Genomic DNA, 24,729 nt, shown 5'->3' with positions numbered 1-24,729 from the left:
CGAGAGCGAGCAGACGCCCAGTATGCCAGCATGGGAGAGGATTCAGCGAAACAATCGCCGACCGCAGTTGGCCAGTAGATAGCCGGTGCAGCAGGTTTTCGTGCGGGGAAAAGGTAATCCGGGGCGCACTCGCGCCCCGGATAGCGAGGGATCAGACGTAGGAGTCGTCGTCAGAGAAAGAGCTGTCGTCGCTGTCAAGGAAGCCGCCCTGGTCGTTGTTGCCCCAGGCGTCGTTGTTGGCCATGCGCGGCTCGTCGTTCCAGCCGCCACCATTGCCCCAGCCATCGTTGTTGCTCATCGGCGCGGGCTCGATGATTTCCTCGATGATCTGTGGCTGTTGCTGGTTGTGATGGAACAGGCTGCTGATGCCTTCAGCCAGCATCACGCCACCGGCCACGCCCGCGGCGGTTTTCAACGCGCCACCGAGGAAGCCGCTGCCGACGGGAGCGGCGGGTGCCGCCTGTGGCTGGGCATAGTTGGGCTGCGGGTTGTAGTTCTGCTGCGGCGGGGCGTTGAATGCCGGGCGCGCAGGTTCGCGCCAGCCACCCGTGGAACTGCTCGGTGCCGGAGCCGGCTCGCGATTGCCACCGCCAAAGATGCTCGACAGGAAACCGCCGCTGCTCTGCGCTGGCGCCGCATGCTGGGCACGGGCCTGCTGCAGCTCGTCCTGGAGCTGCTGGAGCTGGGCCTGGAGTTGCTTGTTCTGCTCGTCGAGACTCTTGATCGCGTGCTCCTGCACCAGGATCGATTGAGTCATGTAGTACGGCGCAGCCGGTTGGCGCGTCAGATGCTCCTTGATCCGCGCCTCGGCCTGGGCGTCACGCGGGGCTGAATCCTTTTCGGCTTGTTGCAACCGTGAAAACAGTCCATCGATCAGGGTTTGCTCTTCGCTATTCATGGCGACCTCATCAGATTGCCGGGTAGAAATCGGTCGTCCGGGCCAACACTGGCAGGGACGTGCATCAGTTATGGGGTTGTTGCAGGAAGTTTCAATGATCCTTACGCAACGTTTACATTCGAGTGTCGCAGAGCGTCATCGGTTAAAGTGGCGCCTTGCTTTGACCTTGATAGCGACCCCATGACTCCGTTCACCGTGCTACGCGACTCGTTCTACTTCTTCCGCCGCAACCTGGGGCGGATCGCCCAACTGTGCCTCCCCCTGGTGGTACTCGAAACCGTGCTCCAGCATCTGCTGGACAACGCCATCGGCCCCGACGCCCCGCCCAGCTACGACCTGCTGGCCGGGCTGGTGGTCTACCCGTTGTACACCGCGGCGCTGATCCTGTTCCTCGATGCCCGTACCCGTGGGGAGGCGCCCGGCAATCGCATCCTGCTGGCCGCCGCCCTGAGCCTGTGGCCCCGCATGGCACTGCTGGCAGCCACCACCACCGTCGCCACCGTGCTGGGCCTGTCGTTGTTTTTCCTGCCCGGCATCTGGCTGACCGTGGTGCTGGCATTCGCCGAATACCGGCTGGTGTTGCACCGCAGCGAGCCGCTGCGGGCACTGAAGGAGAGCTTCACTCTCAGCCGCGGGTATTTCTGGCTGACCTTCACCTGCATCCTCTGCGTCATGGCACCGTTGTGGATACTCAAGGGCATCAGCGCCAACCTCTACCCGGAGCCGCAGAACCCGGTGCTGACCGTGGTCATCGACAGCGCGCACAGTTTTTTACAACTGTTTACCAGCGTCGTGCTGTTCCGCTTGTATATGCTGATCACTGAAAAAGCTGGCCGGGACTGACCGGACAGCCCCCAGGGACAGGGGTTAACCCCTGACAAGGCCGTCGGGTATGCTCCTACACCAACAGCAACGTCATAAGCCGCGCCCATGACCCGTTTATTACGTTACACCTTGCTGACCCTCGTCCTTGTCGCCGCCCTGCTCGGCCTTTCCCTCTACAGCCTGACCTGGCGGCCCGACGACAAGGAGACACTGCCCGTCAGTTGCACCGCTCAGGCGCCGGTGCTAGTCGCGGGCCAGGCGCTCAAGGTGATGACCTGGAACGTCCAGTACCTGGCCGGCAAGCGCTACGTGTTCTGGTACGAAACGGCCGACGGCCACGGCAAGGATGAACGTCCGACTCCGGCCGACATGGCCTTCAGCCTCGATGAAGTGTCCCGGGTGATTCGCGACGAGAAGCCTGACCTCGTGCTGTTGCAGGAAGTCGACGAAAACGCCAAGGCCAGCGCCTACCAGGACCAGCTGAAGTTGCTTCAGGAGCGGGTGGCCGACCTGTATCCCTGCAGCACCCAGGCCTTCGACTGGAAAGCCGATTTCGTACCCAACTGGCACATTCTCGGCAGCGTCGGCCGCAAGCTGGCGGTCCTCAGCCGCTACCAGATCGAGCATGCAGAACGCCTGCAACTGCCCCTGGCGCCGGACAACCTGGTCGAACGCCAGTTCCAGCCGCGACAGGCCCTGCTGCTCAACTACCTGCCACTGAGCAACGGCGACCAACTGGCGGTGATCAACACCCAACTGGCGCCCTTTGCCCAGAACGACACCCAACTGCGCCAGGTGCAGGCCACCCTCCATCTGCTGGACAAGCTCGAAAGCCAGGGCACGCCATGGCTGATCGGCGGTGACTTCAACCTGCTGCCGCTGGGCCAGTACCTGCGCCTGCCAGCCAACCTGCGTGGCGGCTATTCGGCGGACAGCGAGCTGCATGTGCTATGGGACAAATACCCGATGGTGCCGAGCAACAACGAGGCCAGCGGGATCGATCGCGAGCAGTGGCTGACCTTCTACCCGAACAACCCCGCCGTCAGCGGCCCGGACCGGACGCTGGATTACTTTTTCTACAGCGCGAAGATGCGCCGTGTGGAGGCGCAGGTGCGGCAGGACGATACGTTGAAGATCTCCGATCATCTGCCGCTGGTGGCGCGCTTCCTGCTGCCGGCCGGGCAATAGTCCGCCGCATGCCCCCCCAGTGGGTCGCCACCGGCTGGGCATCGATCCATACCCGCATCAGCCGCTGGGGTTTCTCCCGCTTGTCCTGGCCCGTCGTTGAAACCTGGCGAGCGATAGTGGCGGGACACCTGCCACGGCGTAGCAGGGGCCTGTTTGCTCAAGCGACGGGGATCGGGTTGTCGACCAGTGACAGGTTGAACTGGTGGATCAGCTTATGTTCGTCCTTGCCCTGGTTGGCGCGCAGCGGCGCGACACGGTCCACCAGCACTTCGGTGGTCGCGGTTTCGAGCTTGGCCAGGGTTTCCCGGATGAAGTCATCCAACGGCATGGCGCGCTCGTCGCCGCTCTTGTGAACCAGATCGGTATCTACCCAAGGTGGCGCAATTTCCAGGACCTTGACGCTGGTATCGCGCAGCATGAAGCGCTGGGACAGCGAGTAGGAATGGATCGCCGCCTTGGTAGCCGAGTACAGCGCCGTGATAGCCAATGGCAGGAAGGCCAGCACCGAGCTGTTGTTGATGATATAGGCATCCGGTTGGCGCTTCAGGTGTTCGACGAATGCCGCGCTGATCCGTACAGGGCCAAGCAGGTTGGTCTGCAGCAGTCCGACCGCCTGCTCGTCATCCAGATCACCGGAACCGGCGTTGTCGAAGGGCATGATGCCGGCGTTGTTGATCACCACGTTCAGCGTGGGATGACGGCGGATGACCTCCCCCGCGACCGCCTTGATCTGCTGCGGGTCGTTGATATCGAGCTGGATGGTGTCGATTCCCGGGTTGGCCTGGGCGATCTCGTCCAGCAACGCCTGGCGCCGGCCGGCGACAATGACCTGGTTACCGCGTTGATGGAACGCCTCGGCCAGAGCCCGGCCAATTCCTGAAGTGCCGCCCGTGATGAAGATGGTGTTTGCGCTGAGTTTCATGGTTCGTGTCCTTCTGAATGAAATCGAATTAGCTGGCGTTGTAGCGTGGCGCGAGGCGGTTGCTGGAAAGCTGGCTGAACAGGGCCTGCCGGCTAGCCTCGTAGTGCTCAAGCGGCTGCAGGTCATGCAGCGAGGGGATGGAGATCAGCACGCCCTTGTCGAAGTCCTGCAGGGCCCCATCGACCAGATCGGTAGCCGACATCACGATGCCAGGATCGAGGTTTTCCACCGGCAGGCCGCCGATCTGCCAGAAGTCGGTTGCGGTGGCACCGGGCAGGACCGCCTGGACCTTGATGCCCTGCGGGGACAGTTCCTTGTGCAACGACTGGGTGAAGGCGGTGACATAAGCCTTGCTGCCGCCGTACACACCATTGAGCAGCTCCGGGGCCAGGCTGACGATCGACGAGATGTTGATCAGGGCACCCTGCCTGCGGGCGATGAAACCGGGTGCTGCGGCGTAGGTCAGGCGGGTCAGCGCGGTGACGTTGAGGCTGATCATTTCGGCCATGCGCTCCACATCGCTTTCCAGCAGGCCGGTGTGGGTGCCGATGCCGGCGTTGTTCACCAGCAGGGTGATGCTGGCGTCTTCGCGCAACTTGCGCTCGACCCGGGCCAGGTCCTGCGGGTTGGCAAGGTCAGCCGGGAAGACTTCAACATTGCGCTGGGTGTCGGTGGTGATGCGACTGGCCAGCGTGTTGAGACGGTCACGGTTGCGGGCAACCAACACCAGGTCATAGCCGCGGCGGGCCAGGCGCTCGGCATAGATCGAACCGATTCCGGTGGATGCGCCGGTGATGAGTGCGGTGCCTTTGTGTTCCTGAGTCATGGTCCTGCTCCGTTGTGTGTTGGGGATTGGAGCCATGATGCGGAAAACCGATTTTGTCTTAAACGACGTATATGGTACGTTTTTAGGACACGAACAAAGGAGCGTCATCATGCATCGAGTGGGCTATCTGCTGACCGAGGGCTTCCAGGTGATGTCCCTGGCCACCCAGGCAGTTTTCGAATTCGCCAACATAGTCGCGGGAGAACCGGTCTACAGGATCCAGAACTTCTCCCAGGCGGGAGGCATCGTGCGCTCGTCCCTCGGCATGCAGATCGAGACATTGCCGCTGGGTACGCCCGGCCTCGCCGACAGCTGGATGGTGGCCGGCACTCTTGCACCCCTGACGCCACCGGCCGATGACGTGTTGCACAGCGTGCGGGGCTTCGCCGAGAGCGCGCGGCGCACTGCCGGGATTTGCACGGGGGCCTTCGTCCTGGCTGCGGCGGGCGTGCTTGACCGGCGTCGCGCGACCACGCACTGGGCTTATGCCCAAGCCTTGCAAGCGAACTACCCGAACATCGAGGTCGAAGACGACCGGATCTTTATCGTCGACGGGCCGGTGTGGACATCCGCCGGCATGACGGCCGGGATGGACATGACCCTGGGGATGGTGGAAAAGGACCTTGGGGCAGAGCTCGCACGCTCGGTGGCACACCGCCTGGTCATGCATCAACGCCGCTCCGGAGGGCAGTCCCAGCACTCCGAACTGCTCTCGCTGTCGCCCAAGTCGGATCGGATTCAAAGCGCCCTGGACTATGCCCGCCAGCACCTGAATCGCCCGTTGAGCGTCGAGGAACTGGCCGAGGTGGTGCACCTGAGTCCGAGACAATTCACCCGAGTGTTCACCGCGGAAACCGGGCAGTCGCCGGCCAAGGCCGTAGAGAGCCTGAGACTGGAGGCGGCGCGCTTGATGATCGAGCAGAGCCGTCACAGCCTGGATGTCGTGGCGAGGGAAACCGGCTTCCGAGACCGGCGCCATATGCGCGAGGTGTTCATGCGCGGCTTTGGCGTGCCGCCGCAGGCGGTGCGGCGAGATGCGCGGCGGGTCGGCTGAACAGACACCCACCACTCTCCGCGTCGCCCCTCGCAGGAGCAGGGCGATGTACTTGCGACTATTTGCGCGGCTTGGCCCGAGCCGTCGCTTCCGCCACCAGCGGGTCATCCGGCCAGTAGTGCTTGGGGTAACGCCCCTTGAGGTCCTTCTTTACCTCGGCGTAGGTGCTGCGCCAGAAGTTCGCCAGGTCCTGGGTCACCTGCACCGGACGCCGCGCCGGCGACAGCAGGTGCAGCTTGACCACTTGCCGGCCTCCGGCCACCCGCGGCGTTTCCGCCAAACCGAACAACTCCTGCAGGCGCACCGCCAGGATTGGCGGCTGCTCGCTGTAGTCCAGGCGGATCGACGAGCCCGAGGGTACGCTCAGGTGATGCGGGGCAAGCTCGTCCAGCCGCTGCGGCAACGGCCAGGGCAGCAGGTTGTGGATAATGCTGGCCAGTTCCAGGTTGGCGAAGTGGCTGAGCCGCGAGACCCGCCCCAGGTACGGTGCCAGCCACTGTTCCATGCTCGCCAGCAAGGCCTGGTCGCTGACATCCGGCCATTCGCTCTGGCCCTTGTCCGCCAGGTCGAGCTGGCGCAGCAACGCTACCCGCGCCTGCCACTGACGCAACTCCGGGGTCCAGGGCAACAGCTCCAAGCCCTTGCGCCGCACCAGGTTGACCAGCGCCTGGCTGCGAGCGGCTTCGTCCAGCCCCGTCAACGGCTCGCGGCTCAACACCAGCTCGCCGACCTTGCGCTGGCGCTCGGCACGCAGCACGCCCTCGCGTTCATCCCAGTCCAGTTGATCGACGTCGCTCACCTGCTCGGCCAGCACCGTGTCGAACAGGCCGGGGTCGAACTCGGCCGCCAGGTAGATCCGCTCTTCACGCTGGCCCTGGCGACTGCCCAGGTCGGCGACCACCAGCCAGGGCTGCTTCATCAGGCTGTCGGTTTCACTGAACATCGCCGCCCGGCCGTTGGCCAGGCGATATTCCGCGCCACCGGCCCGCCGCTGTTGGGCGACCCGATCCGGGTAGGCCAGCGCCAGCAGGGCACCAAGCCAACGCGAATGTTCGGGGTCGGCCACCGGCTCGGTTGCCTTGCCGCGCAGATAGCCACGGTATTGCCGCGCCAGTTGCCGGGCTCGTTGCACCCCGCCCTGACCGCCGCGTGAAACCCGCTCTGCTCCCGCCAACAACGCCAGGCGGCTGTGCAGGTCCGCACCACCGCCCCGCTGGATATCCCGCTCGCCGAGCAAGGCCGCGACATCACAGGCCATGCTCGCCAGGCCCAGCGCCTGGCCGCGCAACAGCAAGTGGGCAATACGAGGATGCGCCGGCAGTTCGGCCATTGCCTGGCCGTGGCGGGTCAGCGTCGAGTCTTCACCGGGCTTGGCTGCCAAGGCGCCCAGGCGCTGGAGCAGGTCGCGGGCCTGTGCATAAGCCGCCGCCGGTGGCACATCGAACCAGACCAGTTGCTCGACCGCCACGCCCCAGCGCGCCAGTTGCAGAGCCAGCCCGGCCAGGTCGGCCTGGAGAATCTCGGCACTGCCGTAGGCCGCCAGTTGTTCATGCTGGGTTTCTGACCACAGTCGGTAGCACACCCCAGGCTCCAGGCGCCCTGCCCGACCGGCCCGCTGGGTCGCGCTCGCGCGGGAAATGCGCTGGGTGTCCAGGCGGGTCATGCCGCTGCCGGGGTCGAAGCGCGGTACCCGCGCCAGCCCCGCATCGATCACCACCCGCACGCCGTCGATGGTCAAACTGGTCTCGGCGATGTTGGTCGCCAGCACCACCTTGCGCTTGCCCGCCGGGGCCGGCTCGATCGCCGCGCGCTGGGCGGACAGGTCCAGTTCACCATGCAGCGGGCACAGCAGGATATCTGGCCGACTGCCCAGGGATTCTTCCAGTTGCTGCTGCACACGACGGATCTCGGCCTGGCCCGGCAGGAAGACCAGCACGCTGCCACTTTCATCGTTGACGGCCTCGAGTACGGTCTGCACCACCCGTGGCTCGATGAACTCGCCGGGCTGGAAGGGGCGGCCCCAGCGGGTCGCCACCGGGAACATGCGCCCCTCGCTGCGCACCACCGGCGCATCCCCCAACAGGCTGGACAGGCGCTCACCTTCAAGGGTCGCCGACATCAGCAGGATCTTCAGCGGCTGCTCGTCACGAAACATCTCGCGACCATTGAGGCTCAGCGCCAGGGCCAGGTCGGCATCCAGGCTGCGCTCGTGGAACTCGTCGAAGATCAGCAGGCCGACGCCCTCGAGCGCCGGGTCGTCCTGCAGGCGGCGGGTGAGGATACCTTCTGTCACCACCTCGACCCGGGTGCCGGGGCCGACCTTGCTCTCCAGCCGAATCCGGTAGCCGACCGTTTCGCCGACCTTCTCCCCCAGCTCTGCCGCCAGCCGCTCCGCCGCCGCACGGGCCGCCAGACGCCGGGGTTCGAGCATCAGGATGGTTTGCCCGGCCAGCCACGGCTCGTGCAGCAGCGCCAGCGGCACCCGGGTAGTCTTGCCCGCGCCGGGCGGGGCTTCGAGCACGGTTTCGTGGCGTTCGCCCAGGGCCTGGCGCAGTGCAGGCAAAACTTCATCAATCGGCAAGGAAATCATGGTGGCTCCAGAACAGGCCGCCGAGTATAACGGCGAACCGAGCTGCATTATTCAAGGTCTTATCCGTCGACCCTTGTATAGTTTGCCTTTCCCCTCAGGAGATCCTTGCATGCGTATTCCTTCGCGCCTTATCGGTGGTGTTGTGGTTGCCACCCTGCTGACCCAGTTGACCGCCTGTGGCTCGATCTTTTTCCCCGACCGCCGCGGCCAGATCGAAGGCAAGATCGACCCACTGGTAGCCGGCCTCGATGCCATCGGTATCCTGTTCTACGTGATCCCCGGCCTGATCGCGTTCGGCATCGACTTCGCCACCGGAGCCATCTACCTGCCCAACGGCACTACCGCGCAGATCGCCCCGGAAAAACTCCATGAGTCCATCGGTACCGACGGCCGTGTCGACAACCAGAAGCTCCAGGCGATCATCCAGACCGAACTGGGCCAGAGCCTGCCGCTGAACGACCCACGGCTGATCCAGCACAAGGGCAGCCTGCAACAGCTGGCCATGTACGGCCTGCGTCCTTCCGCCTGATGCCGCACAAGGACCGCCACGCATGAGCAACAGCCCCGAACACGCTCGCCTGCTGCGCCTGGCCACCCGGGCCTCGGTCGCGGTCGCCAGTATCCTGATCGTGACCAAGGCCATCGCCTGGTGGCTGAGCGGCTCGGTGAGCATGCTCGCCGGCTTGACCGACTCGGCGCTCGACGGCGTGACCTCGTTCCTCAACCTGCTGGCGGTGCACTATGCGCTGCGCCCCGCGGATGATGATCACCGCTATGGCCATGGCAAGGCCGAGTCGCTGTCCGGCATGGCCCAGGCGCTGTTCATTGCCGGCAGTGCGATCCTGATTGCGGTGCAGGCGTTCGACCGGATCCGCCATCCGGAGCCGGTGGGTGCGCCCTGGCTGAGCATCGGCGTGATCATCCTGTCGCTGCTGCTCACCGCCGCGTTGCTGATGCTGCAGCACAAGGTCATCCGGGAAACCGGCTCGACCGCCGTGCGCGCCGACTCGCTGCACTACCGCTCGGACATGTTGCTCAACGGCAGCATCCTGCTGGCCCTGGTGTTCGCCAGCCTCGGCTTCGCCCAGGTGGATGCCTGGTTCGGCCTGGGGATCTCAGCCTATATCCTCTGGAGCGCGATCCAGATCGGTCGCGAGAGTTTTGCCGTGCTGATGGATGAGGAGTTGTCGCCGGAAATCAGCGAGCACATGCTGGAACTCGCCAAGGGCGTGCCGGGCGTGCTCGGCGCCCATGACCTGCGTACGCGGGTGTCGGGCAACCACTGGTTCGTACAGTTGCACCTGGAACTGCCAGGAGAATTGACGCTGTCGGTGGCCCATGGCCTGAGTGACCAGGCCGCCGACGCGATCCATGCCGCCTACCCGAAGGCCGAGGTGCTGGTGCACGCCGACCCTCGGGAAGTGGTGAAGCGTCGCGACTGATCAGTAGTTGACCTGGTAGCCACGACTGCTCAGGCAATTGCCCTGTGCCTGGCGATAGGTCTGCACCACCGCCGGGTCCGGTGCATAGGTGACGCGGGCCGGATCGAAGCCACTCTGCTGCACGGCCCAGCGATAGCAATCCTCGCCATCCTGCTGCACCTGCTCCGGGCTCTGGCCGTTGGCCGGGTAGGCCACCACGTCATAACCATTGCCCGATGGCGGCGGCGCCACCTGCGGAGCCGCGGCGGGCGGGTCGACCACCACGTAGTCCTGGGTATCTTCCTGGTAGAGGTAATAGGCCCCGGCCGCGAGGAAGAACAGCGAACTGCCAACCCAGACTTCCCGCGCATAATCGGGCAAGTAGCTGACGCGAATCCCGCGCGGCGGCGCGACCACCACGTAGCGTGGGCCCTGCGGGCGATACCAGTAGCCGCCGGAGAAGAAATAGTCCTGGCCACGGTACGGCACCCGCCAGTTACGGTCGGGGAAGCGGTCGATCACGTAGCCGGGACGATATTGCGGCCCTGGCCCCCAGCCATTGCCGTGACCGGACGGACGCCCCGGCCAGCGATGGTCGTTGGGATGATCGAAGTTGCCACCGGGACGGCCGTTGCCCTGCCAGCCAGGGTTGTAGCCATTGCGCCGGGGGATGTCCGAGTAATTGCCGCGTAGCGGCTCCTGGGTCTGGCGAACGGTATCGGGCCGGCCCTGGATCGGCAGGTTGTTCTGCGGCTGCGGCGCCGGGCGAGGCTGCTGGTTGGGGTCGTTCTGTGGTGGACGACCCTGCCACTGGCCACCGAAGTTCTGCTCGCGACGCTCGAAATGCGGGTTGTTCTCCGGGCGTGGCTGATTGTTCTGCTGCTGGAAGTGGTTCTCCGGACGGGCTTGCGGCGCCTGTGGTCGAACCTCCGGCGCCTGGGGACGCGGCGGCTGGACCTGCGGGCGTGGCTGGACGTTCTCCGGCCGCGGCTGGTTGTTCTCCGGCCGCCCCTCGTGACCGCCAGGTCGTCCTTCGGGGCCGCGCTGGCCACCGTTGGGGTGGGGATGTTGCTGGTTATCGTCACCCCGATCTTCAGCCAGCGCTTGCGCACCGACACTCATACAGAGCAAGCCAACACCTGCCAGACGCCAGATGCGCGATTTCATGCGGTTCCTCACTGCGGTTCAGGGCATAACCATAAGACTGGGAAAGCGAATTCCGGTTCTGCAACACTCTATCAGTCACGAGACTTATTTTACGCGCAATAAAAAAGGGAGGCTCGTCAGCCTCCCTTTGGGGAATTTCGTCCGTGCTCGACGCTTTTGACGCCGGCTCACCTCACACCGTCTTCTGGACAGTGTGTAGCCCGGGGGCCTGCACAACCCTGTGGGATTGCCGGCCGCGGAGCGCCTGATTCGGCGGGCCGCTGTGGACTCTATGTCCGGGCAGTGATTCGTGTTGCAGTGATTCTGGTGATAAGAATAGGCCGGCAGCGGCGGCAGGCGATTGCGAACATTGCTCGAATAAACATGACTTGCGCAATATTTCACTTCAGATGGATAATTCAGCGCAATAGTTATGAGAAAGGCCTGAATGATGAGCAAACTCGACCGATACGACCTGAGCATCCTGGCGGAATTGCAGCGCGATGCCCGCATCTCCAACCAGGAGTTGGCCGAGCGCATCGGCCTGTCGCCATCACCCTGCTCGCGGCGGGTGAAGCAGCTCGAAGACGACGGCTATATCTCCCGCCAGGTCGCCTTGCTGGACCGCAAGAAGCTCGGCCTCAGCTTGACCGCCTACGTACTGATCGGCATGGACCGGCACACGCCGGAACGCTTCGAGAACTTCGAGGCGGCGATCCGCAGCTTGCCGCAGGTGCTGGAATGCAGCCTGGTGACCGGGATGGACGCCGACTACCAGTTGAAAGTGGTGGTGGCCGACATGGATCACTACCAGAAGCTGCTGCTGGGCCACCTGACCCGCATCGAAGGCGTGACCAGCGTGCGCTCCAGCTTCGTGCTCAACCAGGTGCTCAACAGCACCGAGTTGCCGTTGAACCACCTGCGCAACTGACCTGACACCACGCTTTATGCCGGGGTGCCGAATCGGTACGCAGCGGCCGTGATTCCTACCCCTGTGGGAGAGTGGCTTGCCCGCGATCGGGCGCGCAGCGGCCGTGATTCGGCTCACTCGGTGTGCCAGATGGAACGCGTGCTCAGGTTTTGCGGCCGCTGCGCGCCCGATCGCGGGCAAGCCACGCTCCCACAGAGAGGGGATAGCGGAACAGGGCTGAGGCAAACCGACGCAGGTCAATGCCGGCCGATTCGTCGCTGGCGTATACTCGACGGGCTTTTTACCCCCCGCGTGCGCTGGAGAGTGTCGATGGATCCTGCCGTTTTCGAAGAGTGGATGATGACCGGCCTGGTCAGCATCCTGATCATTTTCATGGGTTTCATCGTCTGGGACCTGGCGAAAAAATCCAAGGCCGGCCGCTTCGGCACCCTGATCCTGTTCTTCGTGCTGGGCCTGGGCGTTGCCGCATTCGTGATCAAGAGCGTAGTGATCGGCCTGATCGAGTCCGGCTCGCTATAAGCGCGCCGGGACTTCCTTCCACTGGCCCTGGTCGAGCCCTTCGATCGTCCAGTCGCCAATCCGTACCCGCACCAGGCGCAGGGTCGGCAGGCCCACCGCGGCAGTCATCCGCCGGACCTGACGGTTGCGGCCTTCGCGGATGATCAGTTCCAGCCAATGGGTGGGAATGCTCTGGCGAAAGCGCACCGGCGGGTTGCGCGGCCAGAGTTGCGGCTCTTCGAGCAGCCGGGCCTGGGCTGGCAAGGTCATGCCATCGTTCAGCTCGACACCCTTGCACAGCCGCTCGATCTGCTCCGCCGTAGGAGTCCCCTCGACCTGTACCCAGTAGGTTTTCGCCAGCTTGTGCCTGGGGTCGGCGATCCGTGCCTGGAGCTGGCCGTCGTTGGTCAGCAGCAGCAGGCCTTCGCTGTCGCGATCGAGGCGGCCGGCCGGGTAGACACCTGCCACATCGATGAAGTCCTTGAGCGTCGCCCGCCCCTCGCCGTCGCTGAACTGGGTCAGCACATCGAAGGGTTTGTTGAACAGGATGAGCCTGGGCTCGCTCGGCGGTGCCTTGGCGACACGACGGGGAGCGACAGGGCTTTTCGCCGCCGAACGGCGGGCGACGGGGCGCGGGGGACGAGGCATGGTGAAATCGACATCTGAGAATCAGGAGTCGTCATGCTAGGGCGTATGGCGCATTAATTCCACCGGCGAGGGTCCACTGGGATTCGCGGGCATGCAAATCCCAGTGGGCCCCTCGATATCAGCGGAACGGCGGCTCGTCGAAACTGCGCAGTTTGCGCGAATGCAGCGAGTGCAGCTCGGTACGCAGCAGGTCCACTGCGGCGATGCCGATCTTCAGGTGCTGGCTGACCGCACGCTCATAGAAGGCGTTCGCCGAGCCCGGCAGCTTGATCTCGCTGTGCAGCGGCTTGTCCGAAACGCAGAGCAAGGTGCCGTAGGGCACGCGCAGGCGATAACCCTGGGCGGCGATGGTGCCGCTTTCCATGTCCACGGCCACGGCACGGGACAGGTTGATCAGCGGGCGCTCCTGGGCCCAGCGCAGTTCCCAGTTGCGGTCATCGTAGGTCAACACGGTGCCGGTACGCAGGCGCTTCTTCAGGTCGTCGCCCTTCTCGCCGGTGACGTTGGCAGCCGCCTGTTGCAGCGCCAGTTGCACTTCGGCCAGGGCCGGGATCGGAATGTTTGGCGGCACGACCCGGTCGAGGATGCCGTCGCGACGCATGTAGGCGTGGGCCAGCACGTAGTCGCCGATGGTCTGCGATTGGCGCAGGCCGCCGCAGTGGCCGATCATCAGCCAGCAATGCGGACGCAGCACCGCCAGGTGGTCGGTAATGTTCTTGGCGTTGGAGGGACCCACACCGATGTTGACCAGAGTCACGCCGTGGCCGTCGGCCGCCTGCAGGTGGTAGGCCGGCATCTGGTAGCGGTGCCAGACCACCGCAGCCGCGACAGTCTGGGCCTCGGCGTAGTCCATGCCCTTGTCGATGATCACGTTGCCCGGCAGCACCATGCGCACGAAACGCGGATCGTCACGCAATTGCTCCAGGCCATGCAGGATGAACTGGTCGACATAGCGGTGATAGTTGGTCAGCAGGATCCAAGGCTGCACGTGGCGCCAGTCGCTGCCGGTGTAGTGCACCAGGCGACGCAGGGAGAAGTCGACCCGGGCAGCGTCGAACAGGCCCAGCGGCAGCGGCTCGGCGTTTTCCCAGTCGTGCAGGCCGTCGGCGATATCGTCGGTGGCGGCGGACAGGTCGGTACTTGGGAACACCCGCGCCAGGGCGGCGGCGGTCACGCCGGAGCCGGCCAGTTCATCGCCCTGCTCGACTACATAAGGGTAGGGAATGTTCTGCTCGCTGACACCGACTTCCACCGTCACGGTGAAATCACGCATCAGCGGCACCAGTTGTTCCAGCAGGTATTTGCGAAACGCCTTGGGGTGGGTGACGGTGGCGCTGTAGGTGCCCGGCAACTGGACCTTGGCATAGGCGCGGGTGATCGTCGGGACTTCGCCCTGGTAGGTGTAGGTCAGGCGCAGTTCGGGGTAACGGAACAATGCGCGCTGCTCGGCGTCGGGTTCGATACGGTCCTTGAGGTAACGCTTGAGCGCCTGGCTCAGGGAAGTGGTCGCACGCTCGTGGAGTTCAGCCAGGCGGTCGACGGCCTGTTCGGGAGATTGCACGACAATAAAAGCTTCGGTCACGGAGAGTATCCTGTCTTTTGATGTTGCAGACCTTCATCTTGCCTGCAACATCGTCGGACGGGAATATCGGGTTTTCGTTTCCCTCGCGATTCGTGGACCGGCGTACACCGGTGGCGAGCGGGCTTGTCGGGACGCCGCACCGCCGCGCTCGGCTGCACAGCAGCCGCAAGGCTGGGATCGCTGTCTATCAATGCGTTGGCAGTTGCTACGACTGCTTCGCAGCCGAACGCGGGCCAGCCCGCTCGCCACGGTTCTGCTCAACTCGCCACAGTCGTCGTCGCCCCGCTCATTCCGCCTGTACTGTCAGAAACCCTGCGGGGTCGAACGGGCGACGATGGCCTCGACGTTCACTCCACGCGGCAATGCGCCGTAGACCAGACCGCTGCCACTCAGGCGAGCGGCGATGAAGCCGTCGCTGACCGCCGAATTGCCAGCTTCCAGCAGCAACTTGGCCTGCAGGGCCAGGGCAATGTCCTCGGTCAGTTGCCGGGCGCGGTACTGGATGTCGCCGGTGTCGGCGAACGCTTGCCTGAGCTGCCCGATATGCCGGGCCAGGCGCTGGTCGCCATGGCCATCGCCCAGCTCGTCGAACAGCACTTCAAGCACGCCCGGCTCCTTCGACAGCGAGCGCAGCACATCCAGGCACTGCACGTTGCCGGAACCTTCCCAGGTCGAGTTCACCGGTGCTTCGCGGTACAAACGCGGCAGAATGCTGTCTTCCACGTAGCCGGCACCGCCCATGCATTCGGCTGCCTCGTTGATCATCGCCGGCGCCCGTTTGCAGATCCAGTACTTGCCCACCGCCGTCACCAGCCGGGCGAACCGCGCTTCGCGTTCGTCGCCCAGATGGTCCAGTGCCTGGCCCATGCGCAGGCTCAGGGCCAGCGCCGCTTCGCTTTCCAGGGCCAGGTCCGCGAGCACGTTCTGCATCAGCGGCTGCTCGCTCAGCAGGCGTCCACCAACACGCCGGTGCGCACAGTGATGGCTGGCCTGGGTCAGGGCCTGGCGCATCAGGGCACTGGAGCCGACCATGCAATCGAAACGAGTCATCGCCACCATCTCGATGATGGTTGGCACGCCACGCCCCTCCTCTCCAATCATCCAGGCCAGGGCGCCACGGAACTCCACTTCGCTTGAGGCATTGGAGCAATTACCCAGCTTGTTTTTCAGGCGCTGGATGTAGAACTGGTTGCGGCTGTCGTCCGGGCGATGTCGCGGCAGCAGGAAGCAGGTCAAGCCCTTGTCGGTCTGGGCCAAGGTGAGGAAGGCGTCGCACATCGGCGCTGAACAGAACCACTTGTGCCCCACCAGCTCATAGGGCTGGCCGGGGCCACCGGCGCCCACCGGATAGGCTCGGGTGGTGTTGGCACGAACATCGGTGCCGCCCTGCTTTTCGGTCATGGCCATGCCGATGGTGGCGCCGCTCTTGTGGGCGATGCCGACATTGCGTGGATCGTATCGGGTACTGAGGATCTTCGGCAGCCATTGCCCGGCGATGTCCGCCTGCAGTTTCAAGGCCGGTACACAGGCGAAGGTCATCGTCAGCGGACAACCGCTGCCGGCCTCGGCCTGGCTGTGCAGGTAGGTCATCGCCGCGCGGGCGACATGAGCGCCGTCCCGTGGATCGGTCCAGGGCAACGAGGGCAGGCCGTGTTCGATGGCGGTACGCATCAGCTCGTGGTAGGCCGGGTGAAACTCCACCAGGTCCTGGCGATGACCGTAGCGATCATGGCTGATGAACACCGGCTTGTTCTGGTTGGCCAGAAACCCCGCCTCCATCAGCGGCCCACCGGCCAGCGCACCATAGTCGTCAATGCGTGCCTGGGCCCATCCTGCGCCGAAGCGCTGCGACCATTCCTGCAATGGCAGGTCGATACGATAGAGGTTGGCTCCCTCGAGCGAGGGCGGCTGGTTGGTAACCTCATGGGTTTCGGCGTACTGATGGAGATTCATCGGGCAAGCTCCTGCAGGAAGTACCTGGAAGCCCAGTGAATCACGCACTCCCCTGGGAAAAAAGCGACATATACGCCTAAATGCCGGCGCTTTCACCCTCTACCTGATTCAGCAGCCGCCGCCCCAGCACGCTCTGCAGTTCCTCGAAACGCACCGGCTTGTGCAGGTAGTCGGTGACACCAGCGGCCCGGCAACGCTCATGCTCCACGCCATTGACCAGGCCGGTCAGCGCGAGGATCGGCACCGCCGTGCTGCGCAACTGCTCGCACAATACCGCCGCCCCCTGCTGGTCGGCAGTGCCATCGAGCAGCAGCGCATCGACGTGCTCCAGGCCCGGGGTTTCAAGGGCTGCCCGCGGGTCATTGGCGGTCAGCACCCGGTAGCCGAGCTTGAGCAACATGCCCCTGACCACCAATTGGCTGACTTCGTTGCCGTCCACCAGCAATACCGTGCAGGCCTGCGGCTTGCGTGGTGTCGACAGCGAACGGGAAGGCCGCGGCGTCGGCACCTCCAGATCGACTTCGATCTGGAAGCGGCTGCCCATCCCCGGCTCGGACTGGTGCGTCATGCGCCCAGCGAGCAATTCGACCAGTTGCCGACAGATCGCCAGGCCAATCCCCAGGCCACCATATTCACGGGTCATCGAGCCATCGAGCTGGAAGAACCGCTGATACAGCGTGGCCTCGTCCAGATGGGTAAAACCGATCCCGCTATCGATCACGGCGAAGGACAGGGTCAGGTGACCCGGCTCGGCCGAGTGCCCGACCACCCGCAACACCAGCCCGCCCTCGCGGGTGAACTTGATGGCGTTGTCCACCAGGCACTCCAGGCACTGGAGAATCTTCGGCGCGTCGCCATGGAGGCTGTCGGGCAGTTCCTCGGCCACCTCGATAGCAAAGTGCAACCCCTTGTTCAGCACGTTCCCGGAGAACTGCTCCTGCAAGCCATTGAGCAGGCCACGCAGACTGAAGCTCTGCGGATAGACCTTCAGCCGTCCGGCCTGCAATTCGGTCAGGGTGAGCAGGCCATTGACCATGCGCATCATGTCCCGTGCCGAACCGGAGGCGGTCTGCTGGTACTGATCCAGTTCCGGGCTGAGCGCGACGGTCTGCATCAGCTCCAGCGAGCCGATCACGCCGTTCATCGGTGTGCGCAGTTCATGGGTGACCGTCGCCAGGAACTCATCCTTCAGGCGATTACTGTTGGCCAGCTCACGGTTCAGCACTTCCAGTTTCTGCCCGGACTCCAGCAGCGTCTGGGCCTGCTGTTCGCGCATGGCGTTGATCCGATCGGCCAGGGCCAGCGACAGCAGGCCCACCTCCAGGGCCGAGCCGATCTGGCTGGCGTACATGGTCAGGAACATGTTCGGCAGGTAGCCCAGCACCATCAGGGTATTGATCAGCCCACCCAGCAGGAAGGCCGACCAGGCGATGATGAAATAGCGTGCCACCCGCTGGCCACGGTACCAGGCACGGGCACCGGCGAAGAAAATGGTCACGGTGAAGGCCAGGGCCAGCGCTGTTGCCAGGCGCAGGGCCAATCCATAGCTGGTCATCAGCGACAGCACCATGACCAGTGCGCCGACAGCCATCAACAGCAGCAACAGGCGATCCAGCCAGCGGCCATGGGTCGCCGTATCGAGGAAACTGCGGGTGAACTGGCAACCGAAGAAACCCGCCGAACCGATCAGGAACGGCGTCGCGGCATTGGCCCACCAGGGGTTGTTCGGCCAGAAGTACTGGACTGCCGCCCCATTGACCGACAACTGGTAAAAACCGAACGAGGCGATATAGAAGATGTAGTACAGGTAGCTGGTGTCGCGCACGCTGAGGTAGATGAACAGGTTGTAGACCAGCATCCCCAGCAGCACGCCATAGATCAGCCCGAGCACATACAGCCGCACCGGCTGGTCTTCCAGGTAGGCCTGCGCCGACCACAGGCTCAGCGGAGCCTGGACCGAACCGGCGGTCTGCAGGCGCAGGTAGACCGTCTTGCTTTCGTTGGGGGCGAAATCCAGTTCGAACAGGTAGTTGTTCTGCTTGATCGGCCGGCTGGCAAAGGGCAACTCGTCACCCGTACGCTGGTTCAGGCGATATTCGCCGTCGGCGTCAGGCAGGTAGAGGTCGATATGGTCCATCGGCGGGTAGGCCATTTCCAGCAGCCAGGTCCGTCGGACATCGGGATTTTTCGGTTTGTAGGTCAGGTCGACCTTGAGCCAGAACGCCGATTGCGAGTAACCCGCATTGAGTGCGTCCTTGTCGTGGGGGCGAAAGTGACTGCCCATGGCAGGCGAAGCGATATCCGCGATAGCGGCCTGACCGCTCACGTCCTCGAATACCTGCATGACCCGGCCCAGGGGCAAGCTCTGAGTGGATTCATCAAACTCGACTGCGCTCGCCATCAGCGGCAGCCAGCTCAACAACATCATCAGCAAATAGCGCATACAGCCCCAGCATAGCCATTCCGGTCGCGTCAGGAGCCCCCATTCCCTTGAGACGACGTGATGCCGCATAGCCTGTTATTCGTTTGGATCCACTCTAGCATAGCCACTGACGGCTAAAAAACACCATTGAAATATTTGATGAAATGGCTCTAGAACGGGCTTTTCAGCGACTCAATCGCATTTATGAGTACCCGCTATCGGCCGTAGCGGACAAACCTTCAGGGCAAAAACGCAACGCGGCGTCGACGATTCCGAAAAAACCGATTGGTGGTAAGCTCGCGCCCCATGAATATCTACAGCTCTCGTCCCGTTGTTCTCTGCCTCTCCGGACACGACCCCAGTGGCGGTGCCGGCCTCCAGGCGGATATCGAAGCCCTGCTCGCCCAGGGCTGTCATGCAGCTCCGGCTGTCACCGCGCTGACTGTGCAGGACACGGTAAATGTCAGCGATTTCCGCGTGCTCGATCGCGAGTGGGTGTTGGCCCAGGCCAATGCGGTGCTCAACGACTCGACGGTCGCGGCGGTCAAGCTGGGCATGCTCGGTTCCCTGGAAATGGTCGACACGGTGGTCGAACTGCTCCAGGCGCACCCGCACCTGCCGATGGTCTGCGACCCGGTGCTGCGCGCTGGCGGCGGCGGCCGGCTGGGCAAGGACGAGGTCGGCTACGCCATGCGCGAGCGGCTGCTGCCACTGGCGAAGATCGCCACCCCCAACCTCCCGGAAGCCCGTATCCTGGCCGAACTGCCCGAAGGCAGCGCCGATGAATGCGCACAGAAGCTCCTGCCGTACTGCCAGTACCTGCTGATCACCGGCGGCCATGGCGACGAAGAGGAAATTCACAATCGCCTGTACGGTCGCGACGGCAGCCGCCAGACCTTCAAGTGCCAGCGCCTGCCCGGCAGCTATCATGGTTCGGGTTGCACCCTGGCGAGTGCCCTCGCCGGTCGCCTGGCCCAGGGCGAGCAGCTGGTCAGTGCCGTCAAGTCGGCGCTGGACTACACCTGGCGCACCCTGCGCGACGCCGAACAGCTGGGCAAGGGACAATTCGTACCACGCCGCCTGCCGCTGGACTTCTGCTCTTGATGTGCCACCCGTAACGCCTTGAGGCCGAACCGATGAAACTACGTGGCCTGTATGCCATCACCGACAGCCAACTGCTGGCCGGCAAGTTCCTCGCCTATGTCGAGGCCGCACTGGAAGGTGGCGTGACGCTGCTGCAGTACCGCGACAAGAGTACCGACGAGGCCCGCCGACTGCGCGAGGCCGAGACACTGCTCAGGCTCTGCGAGCGCTACAAGACCCGGCTGATCATCAACGACGACGCCGAACTCGCCGCACGCCTCGGGGTTGGCGTGCACCTTGGGCAGACCGACGGCCCGCTGACCCCGGCCCGCGCCCTGCTCGGCAGCCAGGCCATCATCGGTTCCACCTGCCACGCGCAACTGGAACTGGCCGAACAGGCGGCCAGGGAAGGCGCCAGCTACGTCGCCTTCGGGCGCTTCTTCAATTCCAACACCAAGCCCGGTGCACCGGCGGCCGATATCGCCTTGCTCGAACGGGCACGCCCTGCGCTGCACCTGCCGATCTGCGTAATCGGTGGCATCACCCTCGACAACGCCGCACCGCTGGTCGCCCATGGTGCCGACCTGCTGGCGGTGATCCACGGCCTGTTCGGCGCCGAAAGCGCCCAGGAAGTGACGCGCCGCGCGCGCGCCTTCAATGCCCTCTTCACTTCATGACTTTTGAGAGCCCGACCATGTCTCGTTCCGAAACGCTGTTTGCCAATGCCCAGAAACACATTCCCGGTGGCGTGAACTCGCCCGTTCGGGCGTTCAAGAGCGTCGGCGGCACCCCGCTGTTCTTCAAGCATGCCGAAGGCGCCTACGTCACCGATGAAGACGACAAGCGCTATGTCGACTACGTCGGTTCCTGGGGCCCGATGATCCTCGGCCACAGCCACCCGGACGTGCTCGATGCGGTACGCAAGCAGCTGGAGCACGGCCTGTCCTATGGCGCGCCGACCGCCATGGAAACCGAAATGGCCGACCTGGTCTGCTCGATCGTGCCGTCGATGGAAATGGTGCGCATGGTCAGCTCCGGCACCGAGGCGACCATGAGCGCCATCCGCCTGGCCCGTGGCTACACCGGCCGCGACAGCATCATCAAGTTCGAAGGCTGCTACCACGGCCACTCCGACAGCCTGCTGGTCAAGGCCGGTTCCGGCGCGCTGACCCAGGGCGTACCGAGTTCGGCCGGCGTGCCGGCGGCATTCGCCAAGCACACCCTGACCCTGCCGTTCAACGACATCGACGCCGTGGCGAAGATGCTCGGCGAAGTCGGCCAGGAAGTCGCCTGCATCATCGTCGAGCCGGTGGCCGGCAACATGAACTGCGTCCCGCCGGCCCCCGGTTTCCTTGAAGGCCTGCGCAGCCTGTGCGACCAGCACGGCGTGGTGCTGATCTTCGACGAAGTGATGACCGGCTTCCGCGTCGCCCTCGGCGGCGCCCAGGCCCACTACGGCGTGACCCCGGACCTGAGCACCTTCGGCAAGATCATTGGTGGCGGCATGCCAGTCGGCTGCTTCGGCGGCAAGCGCGAGATCATGTCGCGCATCGCCCCGCTGGGCCCGGTCTACCAGGCTGGCACCCTGTCCGGCAACCCGCTGGCCATGGCCGCCGGCCTGACCACCCTGCGCCTGATCAGCCGCCCGGGCTTCCACGCCGAGCTGACCGACTACACCACCCGCCTGCTCGACGGCCTGCAGCAGCGCGCCGATGCCGCCGGCATCCCGTTCGTCACCACCCAGGCCGGCGGCATGTTCGGCCTGTACTTCAGCGGTGCCGACGACATCGTCACCTTCGATGACGTGATGGCCAGTGATGCCGAGCGTTTCAAGCGCTTCTTCCACCTGATGCTTGAAGGTGGCGTGTACCTGGCGCCGAGCGCCTTCGAAGCCGGCTTCACCTCGATTGCCCACGGCGAGACCGAGCTGAAACTGACCCTGGATGCCGCCGAACGCGCCTTCGCCGCGTTGAAATAAGCAACACGTTCAGTGACAGATCCGACGCCGGGTGCAACCGGCGTCGACTTTCCTGCCTAAACTTTCCGTATTTCCTCCCGTCATCCCATCCATTACCTGCAAAACCAGGCCATATAACGCCCGCGCAGCAGAAAAACGAGTAAAGACTTTGTAAGGTGGCCCCCGCTTATTTCATAATGCGCGCCATACACATCCCCTGGCCGGGTACGCCCGCCCTTCAGAGGTACGTCGATTCCCATGAACCGCACCGGCCGCGCCCTTTCACTGGGCTGCCTGTTGCTCCTTCAGCCGCTGCTGGCACATGCAGGCGGTAACTCGTTGTTGATCCCGGCGATGGGGCGTTGCACCCTCAATACCCAGCCGCAGGATCTCGCCGAGGCCCTGAGCGCCTGCGAACAGGCAGCCAAGGGCGGGGATGCAGAAGCGCAATACGAGCTGGGCGAGTTCTATTACGACGGCAAGAACACCCCACGCGATTTCAACAAGGCCCTGAGCAGCTTCGAACAGGCCTCGCTACAAGGCCACGCCCAGGCACAGTTCCAGCTCGGTACCATGTTCTACAAGGGCGAGGGCGTACCGGCCAACAATGTCCAGGCCTATATCGTGCTGAAGATGGCGGCGGTCAACGGTGCCGAGGACGCGCTGGATGTCGCCGACGAAGTCGCCGCGCAGATGCCGCGGGACGAACTGGAGATGGCGACCCAGGTACTGGGACAGATCTTCCGCAAGTACCTGCTGGAATTGCAGACCGCGGACGGGCGCACGCCCTTCTCACCGCTGCCCTGACCCCTTGCTGGCGATAGCGACCTATCAGCCAGAATCCTTGCCGACTGACACGACGCCATCGCCAGCAAGCCGGCTCCCACAGCTGTGCGCGTCAGATCCGGGTCACTTCTCCGGCATCGGCATCGGAAACGGCGTGACATTCCCCATGCCCCGCGCCTCGCTGATCTTCGGCGTGCCCAGGCGCTCGACCTCATCGATCCGCACGATCGAATGCATTGGCACGAAGCTGCGCAACACACCTTCGAACTGTGCCTTGAGCTTTTCCTCGCCCGGATCGACCACCAGTTGCGTGCGCTCGCCAAAGACGAACTCTTCGACCTCCAGGAACCCCCACAGGTCGCTCTGGTAGATCTGCTTGGCGTACATCTCGAACACCTGGCCCTGGTTGAGGAAAATCACCTTGTAGATCGGGGTTTCACGTTTGCTCATGGTGGGCGGACAACACATCGGGGCTATGGAAAGAGGGCGCGAACTATAGCATAGCCGCCAGACGCGCAACGCTAGGAAGCGACCGCGATGACCCTTATAATGCGCGGTTCTTTGAACCACTTGATGACCCCAGCCCATGGCCAAGAAGCTCTATATCGAAACCCACGGTTGCCAGATGAACGAGTACGACAGCTCGCGCATGGTCGACCTGCTGGGCGAACATCAGGCCCTGGAAGTCACCGCCCGCGCCGAAGACGCGGACGTCATCCTGCTCAACACCTGCTCGATCCGCGAGCGCGCCCAGGACCGGGTCTACTCCCAGTTGGGCCGCTGGCGTGAACTCAAGGAAGGCAATCCGGACATGGTGATCGCCGTCGGTGGCTGCGTGGCCAGCCAGGAAGGCGAGGCGATCCGCAAGCGCGCGCCGTATGTCGACGTGGTTTTCGGCCCGCAGACCCTGCACCGCCTGCCGGAAATGATCGACGCCGCGCGTATCACCCGACTGCCCCAGGTGGACATCTCGTTCCCGGAGATCGAAAAGTTCGACCACCTGCCCGAACCACGCATCGACGGCCCCAGCGCCTATGTCTCGGTGATGGAAGGCTGCAGCAAGTACTGCACGTTCTGCGTGGTGCCCTACACCCGTGGCGAGGAGGTCAGCCGGCCGTTCGACGATGTGATCGGCGAAATCATCCACCTGGCCGAAAACGGCGTACGTGAAGTGACGCTGCTGGGGCAGAACGTCAACGGCTATCGCGGCACCACCCATGATGGCCGCCTGGCGGACCTGGCGGAGCTGATCCGGGTGGTGGCGGCTGTCGATGGCATCGAACGCATTCGCTACACCACCTCGCACCCGCTGGAGTTTTCCGACAGCCTGATCCAGGCCCACGCCGAGGTACCGGAGCTGGTCAAGCACCTGCACCTGCCGGTGCAGTCGGGTTCGGACCGGGTCCTGGCCGCGATGAAACGCAACCACACCGCCCTGGAGTACAAGTCCAAGCTGCGCAAACTGCGCGCCGCCGTGCCGGGCATCTGCATCAGTTCGGACTTCATCGTCGGCTTCCCCGGGGAGACCGAGAAGGACTTCCAGCAGACCATGAAGCTGATCGAAGACGTCGGCTTCGACTTCTCCTATTCCTTCGTCTACAGCCAGCGCCCCGGCACCCCGGCGGCAGACCTGGCGGACGATACTCCGGAAGAGCTGAAGAAAGAGCGTCTGAATGCCTTGCAGCATCGCCTGAACCAGCAAGGCTTCGAGATCAGCCGACAGATGGTCGGCTCGACCCAGCGCATCCTGGTGACCGACTACTCGAAAAAGGACCCTGGCGAACTGCAGGGGCGCACCGAGAATAACCGTATCGTCAACTTCCGCTGCGACAATCCGCAGTTGATCGGCCAGTTCGTCGACGTCCACATCGATTCCGCACAGCCGCACTCGCTGCGCGGCTCGATGTTGCAGTAGCATCACCACGATCGATGAACCATCCCCTGTGGCGAGCGGGCTTGCCCGCGTTGGGGCGCAAGGCGCCCCCAAAACCGATCACCG

22 protein-coding genes are annotated in these 24,729 nt (G+C 64.1%); 12 read left to right on the top strand and 10 right to left on the bottom strand.

The window, feature by feature from the left end:
* Positions 1 to 151 precede the first annotated feature (151 nt).
* Positions 152 to 898 (bottom strand): DUF2076 domain-containing protein, encoded by a 747-nt coding sequence (locus AC6I6U_RS08245; RefSeq protein ID WP_497881477.1) that lies wholly within the window; start codon positions 896 to 898, stop codon positions 152 to 154.
* A gap of 180 nt (positions 899 to 1,078) precedes the next feature.
* Here AC6I6U_RS08245 and AC6I6U_RS08240 point away from each other — a divergent pair, with 180 nt between their 5' ends.
* A complete protein-coding gene (locus AC6I6U_RS08240; protein ID WP_497881476.1) occupies positions 1,079 to 1,741 on the top strand; it encodes a YciC family protein in 663 nt (220 codons plus the stop codon).
* An 87-nt stretch (positions 1,742 to 1,828) separates the two neighbouring features.
* A complete protein-coding gene (locus AC6I6U_RS08235) occupies positions 1,829 to 2,911 on the top strand; it encodes an endonuclease/exonuclease/phosphatase family protein (protein WP_497881475.1) in 1,083 nt (360 codons plus the stop codon).
* A 157-nt stretch (positions 2,912 to 3,068) separates the two neighbouring features.
* Here AC6I6U_RS08235 and AC6I6U_RS08230 read toward each other — a convergent pair whose 3' ends face one another.
* Entirely contained in the window at positions 3,069 to 3,833 is a 765-nt protein-coding gene (locus tag AC6I6U_RS08230; RefSeq protein ID WP_497881474.1) for an SDR family oxidoreductase, read from the bottom strand.
* 28 nt (positions 3,834 to 3,861) lie between these two features.
* Positions 3,862 to 4,659, bottom strand: coding sequence for an SDR family NAD(P)-dependent oxidoreductase (locus AC6I6U_RS08225; protein ID WP_497881473.1), 798 nt, complete (start codon positions 4,657 to 4,659; stop codon positions 3,862 to 3,864).
* Between the two features lie 109 nt (positions 4,660 to 4,768).
* On the opposite strand from AC6I6U_RS08225, the gene AC6I6U_RS08220 reads away from it, so the two are divergent.
* Entirely contained in the window at positions 4,769 to 5,713 is a 945-nt protein-coding gene (locus AC6I6U_RS08220; protein WP_497881472.1) for a GlxA family transcriptional regulator, read from the top strand.
* Positions 5,714 to 5,771: 58 nt separating this feature from the next.
* On the opposite strand, the gene hrpB is transcribed toward AC6I6U_RS08220, so the two are convergent.
* On the bottom strand, positions 5,772 to 8,303 hold the full coding sequence (gene hrpB / locus AC6I6U_RS08215; RefSeq protein ID WP_497881471.1) for an ATP-dependent helicase HrpB: 2,532 nt from the start codon (positions 8,301 to 8,303) through the stop codon (positions 5,772 to 5,774).
* Between the two features lie 109 nt (positions 8,304 to 8,412).
* On the opposite strand from hrpB, the gene pmcY reads away from it, so the two are divergent.
* Both pmcY and AC6I6U_RS08205 read left to right on the top strand, forming a co-directional pair.
* Complete coding sequence (pmcY, locus tag AC6I6U_RS08210) at positions 8,413 to 8,832, top strand: periplasmic Zn2+ metallochaperone PmcY (RefSeq protein ID WP_497881470.1); 420 nt, start codon at positions 8,413 to 8,415, stop codon at positions 8,830 to 8,832.
* A 22-nt stretch (positions 8,833 to 8,854) separates the two neighbouring features.
* Positions 8,855 to 9,745 (top strand): cation diffusion facilitator family transporter, encoded by an 891-nt coding sequence (locus AC6I6U_RS08205; protein WP_497881469.1) that lies wholly within the window; start codon positions 8,855 to 8,857, stop codon positions 9,743 to 9,745.
* Here the strand turns inward: AC6I6U_RS08205 and AC6I6U_RS08200 are convergent, their stop codons facing one another.
* Complete coding sequence (locus AC6I6U_RS08200; RefSeq protein ID WP_497881468.1) at positions 9,746 to 10,891, bottom strand: DUF6515 family protein; 1,146 nt, start codon at positions 10,889 to 10,891, stop codon at positions 9,746 to 9,748.
* Between the two features lie 430 nt (positions 10,892 to 11,321).
* Here AC6I6U_RS08200 and AC6I6U_RS08195 point away from each other — a divergent pair, with 430 nt between their 5' ends.
* Complete coding sequence (locus tag AC6I6U_RS08195; protein WP_054061508.1) at positions 11,322 to 11,801, top strand: Lrp/AsnC family transcriptional regulator; 480 nt, start codon at positions 11,322 to 11,324, stop codon at positions 11,799 to 11,801.
* Positions 11,802 to 12,110: 309 nt separating this feature from the next.
* On the top strand, positions 12,111 to 12,320 hold the full coding sequence (locus AC6I6U_RS08190) for a DUF2788 domain-containing protein (protein ID WP_017903158.1): 210 nt from the start codon (positions 12,111 to 12,113) through the stop codon (positions 12,318 to 12,320).
* On the opposite strand, the gene AC6I6U_RS08185 is transcribed toward AC6I6U_RS08190, so the two are convergent.
* The 4 genes from AC6I6U_RS08185 to AC6I6U_RS08170 all read right to left on the bottom strand — a co-directional run bounded on the left by AC6I6U_RS08185 (position 12,315) and on the right by AC6I6U_RS08170 (position 18,925).
* Positions 12,315 to 12,947, bottom strand: coding sequence for a pseudouridine synthase (locus AC6I6U_RS08185; protein WP_497881467.1), 633 nt, complete (start codon positions 12,945 to 12,947; stop codon positions 12,315 to 12,317). The genes AC6I6U_RS08190 and AC6I6U_RS08185 overlap by 6 nt on opposite strands.
* A 118-nt stretch (positions 12,948 to 13,065) precedes the next feature.
* On the bottom strand, positions 13,066 to 14,529 hold the full coding sequence (gene amn / locus AC6I6U_RS08180) for an AMP nucleosidase (RefSeq protein ID WP_497881466.1): 1,464 nt from the start codon (positions 14,527 to 14,529) through the stop codon (positions 13,066 to 13,068).
* A 303-nt stretch (positions 14,530 to 14,832) separates the two neighbouring features.
* Entirely contained in the window at positions 14,833 to 16,482 is a 1,650-nt protein-coding gene (locus AC6I6U_RS08175) for an acyl-CoA dehydrogenase family protein (RefSeq protein WP_497881465.1), read from the bottom strand.
* Positions 16,483 to 16,558: 76 nt separating this feature from the next.
* Entirely contained in the window at positions 16,559 to 18,925 is a 2,367-nt protein-coding gene (locus AC6I6U_RS08170) for a hybrid sensor histidine kinase/response regulator (protein WP_497881464.1), read from the bottom strand.
* Between the two features lie 285 nt (positions 18,926 to 19,210).
* Here AC6I6U_RS08170 and AC6I6U_RS08165 point away from each other — a divergent pair, with 285 nt between their 5' ends.
* The 4 genes from AC6I6U_RS08165 to AC6I6U_RS08150 all read left to right on the top strand — a co-directional run bounded on the left by AC6I6U_RS08165 (position 19,211) and on the right by AC6I6U_RS08150 (position 22,751).
* Positions 19,211 to 20,008, top strand: coding sequence for a hydroxymethylpyrimidine/phosphomethylpyrimidine kinase (locus tag AC6I6U_RS08165; RefSeq protein ID WP_497881463.1), 798 nt, complete (start codon positions 19,211 to 19,213; stop codon positions 20,006 to 20,008).
* Between the two features lie 32 nt (positions 20,009 to 20,040).
* The gene (thiE, locus tag AC6I6U_RS08160; RefSeq protein WP_497881462.1) at positions 20,041 to 20,664 is read left to right on the top strand and encodes a thiamine phosphate synthase; all 624 of its coding nucleotides are present in this window, start codon (positions 20,041 to 20,043) and stop codon (positions 20,662 to 20,664) included.
* Between the two features lie 17 nt (positions 20,665 to 20,681).
* Entirely contained in the window at positions 20,682 to 21,965 is a 1,284-nt protein-coding gene (gene hemL / locus AC6I6U_RS08155; protein ID WP_497881461.1) for a glutamate-1-semialdehyde 2,1-aminomutase, read from the top strand.
* Positions 21,966 to 22,202: 237 nt separating this feature from the next.
* Positions 22,203 to 22,751 carry a tetratricopeptide repeat protein gene (locus AC6I6U_RS08150; protein WP_497881460.1) on the top strand — a complete coding sequence of 183 codons (549 nt, stop codon included), beginning with the start codon at positions 22,203 to 22,205 and terminating at the stop codon, positions 22,749 to 22,751.
* Between the two features lie 102 nt (positions 22,752 to 22,853).
* Here the strand turns inward: AC6I6U_RS08150 and AC6I6U_RS08145 are convergent, their stop codons facing one another.
* The gene (locus tag AC6I6U_RS08145) at positions 22,854 to 23,180 is read right to left on the bottom strand and encodes a DUF1820 family protein (protein ID WP_497881459.1); all 327 of its coding nucleotides are present in this window, start codon (positions 23,178 to 23,180) and stop codon (positions 22,854 to 22,856) included.
* A 136-nt stretch (positions 23,181 to 23,316) separates the two neighbouring features.
* Here AC6I6U_RS08145 and miaB point away from each other — a divergent pair, with 136 nt between their 5' ends.
* Positions 23,317 to 24,645: a tRNA (N6-isopentenyl adenosine(37)-C2)-methylthiotransferase MiaB gene (miaB, locus tag AC6I6U_RS08140; protein ID WP_497881458.1), complete on the top strand. Its 1,329-nt coding sequence runs from the start codon at positions 23,317 to 23,319 to the stop codon at positions 24,643 to 24,645.
* Positions 24,646 to 24,729: the final 84 nt, after the last annotated feature.

The sequence above is a fragment of the Pseudomonas sp. UTLPPB19802 genome, from assembly GCF_059730225.1.
The sequence above is the reverse complement of the archived record's forward strand: the minus strand, read 5'-3'. Positions and strand labels throughout refer to the sequence as shown.

Bases quoted from the DNA above. Each gene is read 5' to 3' on its own strand.
- AC6I6U_RS08240 (WP_497881476.1), top strand. From the start codon at position 1,079: ATGACTCCGTTCACCGTGCTACGCGACTCGTTCTACTTCTTCCGCCGC.
- hemL (WP_497881461.1), top strand. From the start codon at position 20,682: ATGTCTCGTTCCGAAACGCTGTTTGCCAATGCCCAGAAACACATTCCC.
- AC6I6U_RS08230 (WP_497881474.1), bottom strand. From the start codon at position 3,833: ATGAAACTCAGCGCAAACACCATCTTCATCACGGGCGGCACTTCAGGA.
- AC6I6U_RS08235 (WP_497881475.1), top strand. From the start codon at position 1,829: ATGACCCGTTTATTACGTTACACCTTGCTGACCCTCGTCCTTGTCGCC.
- AC6I6U_RS08245 (WP_497881477.1), bottom strand. From the start codon at position 898: ATGAATAGCGAAGAGCAAACCCTGATCGATGGACTGTTTTCACGGTTG.
- AC6I6U_RS08145 (WP_497881459.1), bottom strand. From the start codon at position 23,180: ATGAGCAAACGTGAAACCCCGATCTACAAGGTGATTTTCCTCAACCAG.
- AC6I6U_RS08195 (WP_054061508.1), top strand. From the start codon at position 11,322: ATGAGCAAACTCGACCGATACGACCTGAGCATCCTGGCGGAATTGCAG.
- AC6I6U_RS08150 (WP_497881460.1), top strand. From the start codon at position 22,203: ATGAACCGCACCGGCCGCGCCCTTTCACTGGGCTGCCTGTTGCTCCTT.
- AC6I6U_RS08165 (WP_497881463.1), top strand. From the start codon at position 19,211: ATGAATATCTACAGCTCTCGTCCCGTTGTTCTCTGCCTCTCCGGACAC.
- AC6I6U_RS08190 (WP_017903158.1), top strand. From the start codon at position 12,111: ATGGATCCTGCCGTTTTCGAAGAGTGGATGATGACCGGCCTGGTCAGC.
- AC6I6U_RS08205 (WP_497881469.1), top strand. From the start codon at position 8,855: ATGAGCAACAGCCCCGAACACGCTCGCCTGCTGCGCCTGGCCACCCGG.
- AC6I6U_RS08225 (WP_497881473.1), bottom strand. From the start codon at position 4,659: ATGACTCAGGAACACAAAGGCACCGCACTCATCACCGGCGCATCCACC.
- thiE (WP_497881462.1), top strand. From the start codon at position 20,041: ATGAAACTACGTGGCCTGTATGCCATCACCGACAGCCAACTGCTGGCC.
- AC6I6U_RS08185 (WP_497881467.1), bottom strand. From the start codon at position 12,947: ATGCCTCGTCCCCCGCGCCCCGTCGCCCGCCGTTCGGCGGCGAAAAGC.
- hrpB (WP_497881471.1), bottom strand. From the start codon at position 8,303: ATGATTTCCTTGCCGATTGATGAAGTTTTGCCTGCACTGCGCCAGGCC.
- AC6I6U_RS08220 (WP_497881472.1), top strand. From the start codon at position 4,769: ATGCATCGAGTGGGCTATCTGCTGACCGAGGGCTTCCAGGTGATGTCC.
- miaB (WP_497881458.1), top strand. From the start codon at position 23,317: ATGGCCAAGAAGCTCTATATCGAAACCCACGGTTGCCAGATGAACGAG.
- AC6I6U_RS08175 (WP_497881465.1), bottom strand. From the start codon at position 16,482: ATGAATCTCCATCAGTACGCCGAAACCCATGAGGTTACCAACCAGCCG.
- pmcY (WP_497881470.1), top strand. From the start codon at position 8,413: ATGCGTATTCCTTCGCGCCTTATCGGTGGTGTTGTGGTTGCCACCCTG.
- AC6I6U_RS08200 (WP_497881468.1), bottom strand. From the start codon at position 10,891: ATGAAATCGCGCATCTGGCGTCTGGCAGGTGTTGGCTTGCTCTGTATG.
- AC6I6U_RS08170 (WP_497881464.1), bottom strand. From the start codon at position 18,925: ATGCGCTATTTGCTGATGATGTTGTTGAGCTGGCTGCCGCTGATGGCG.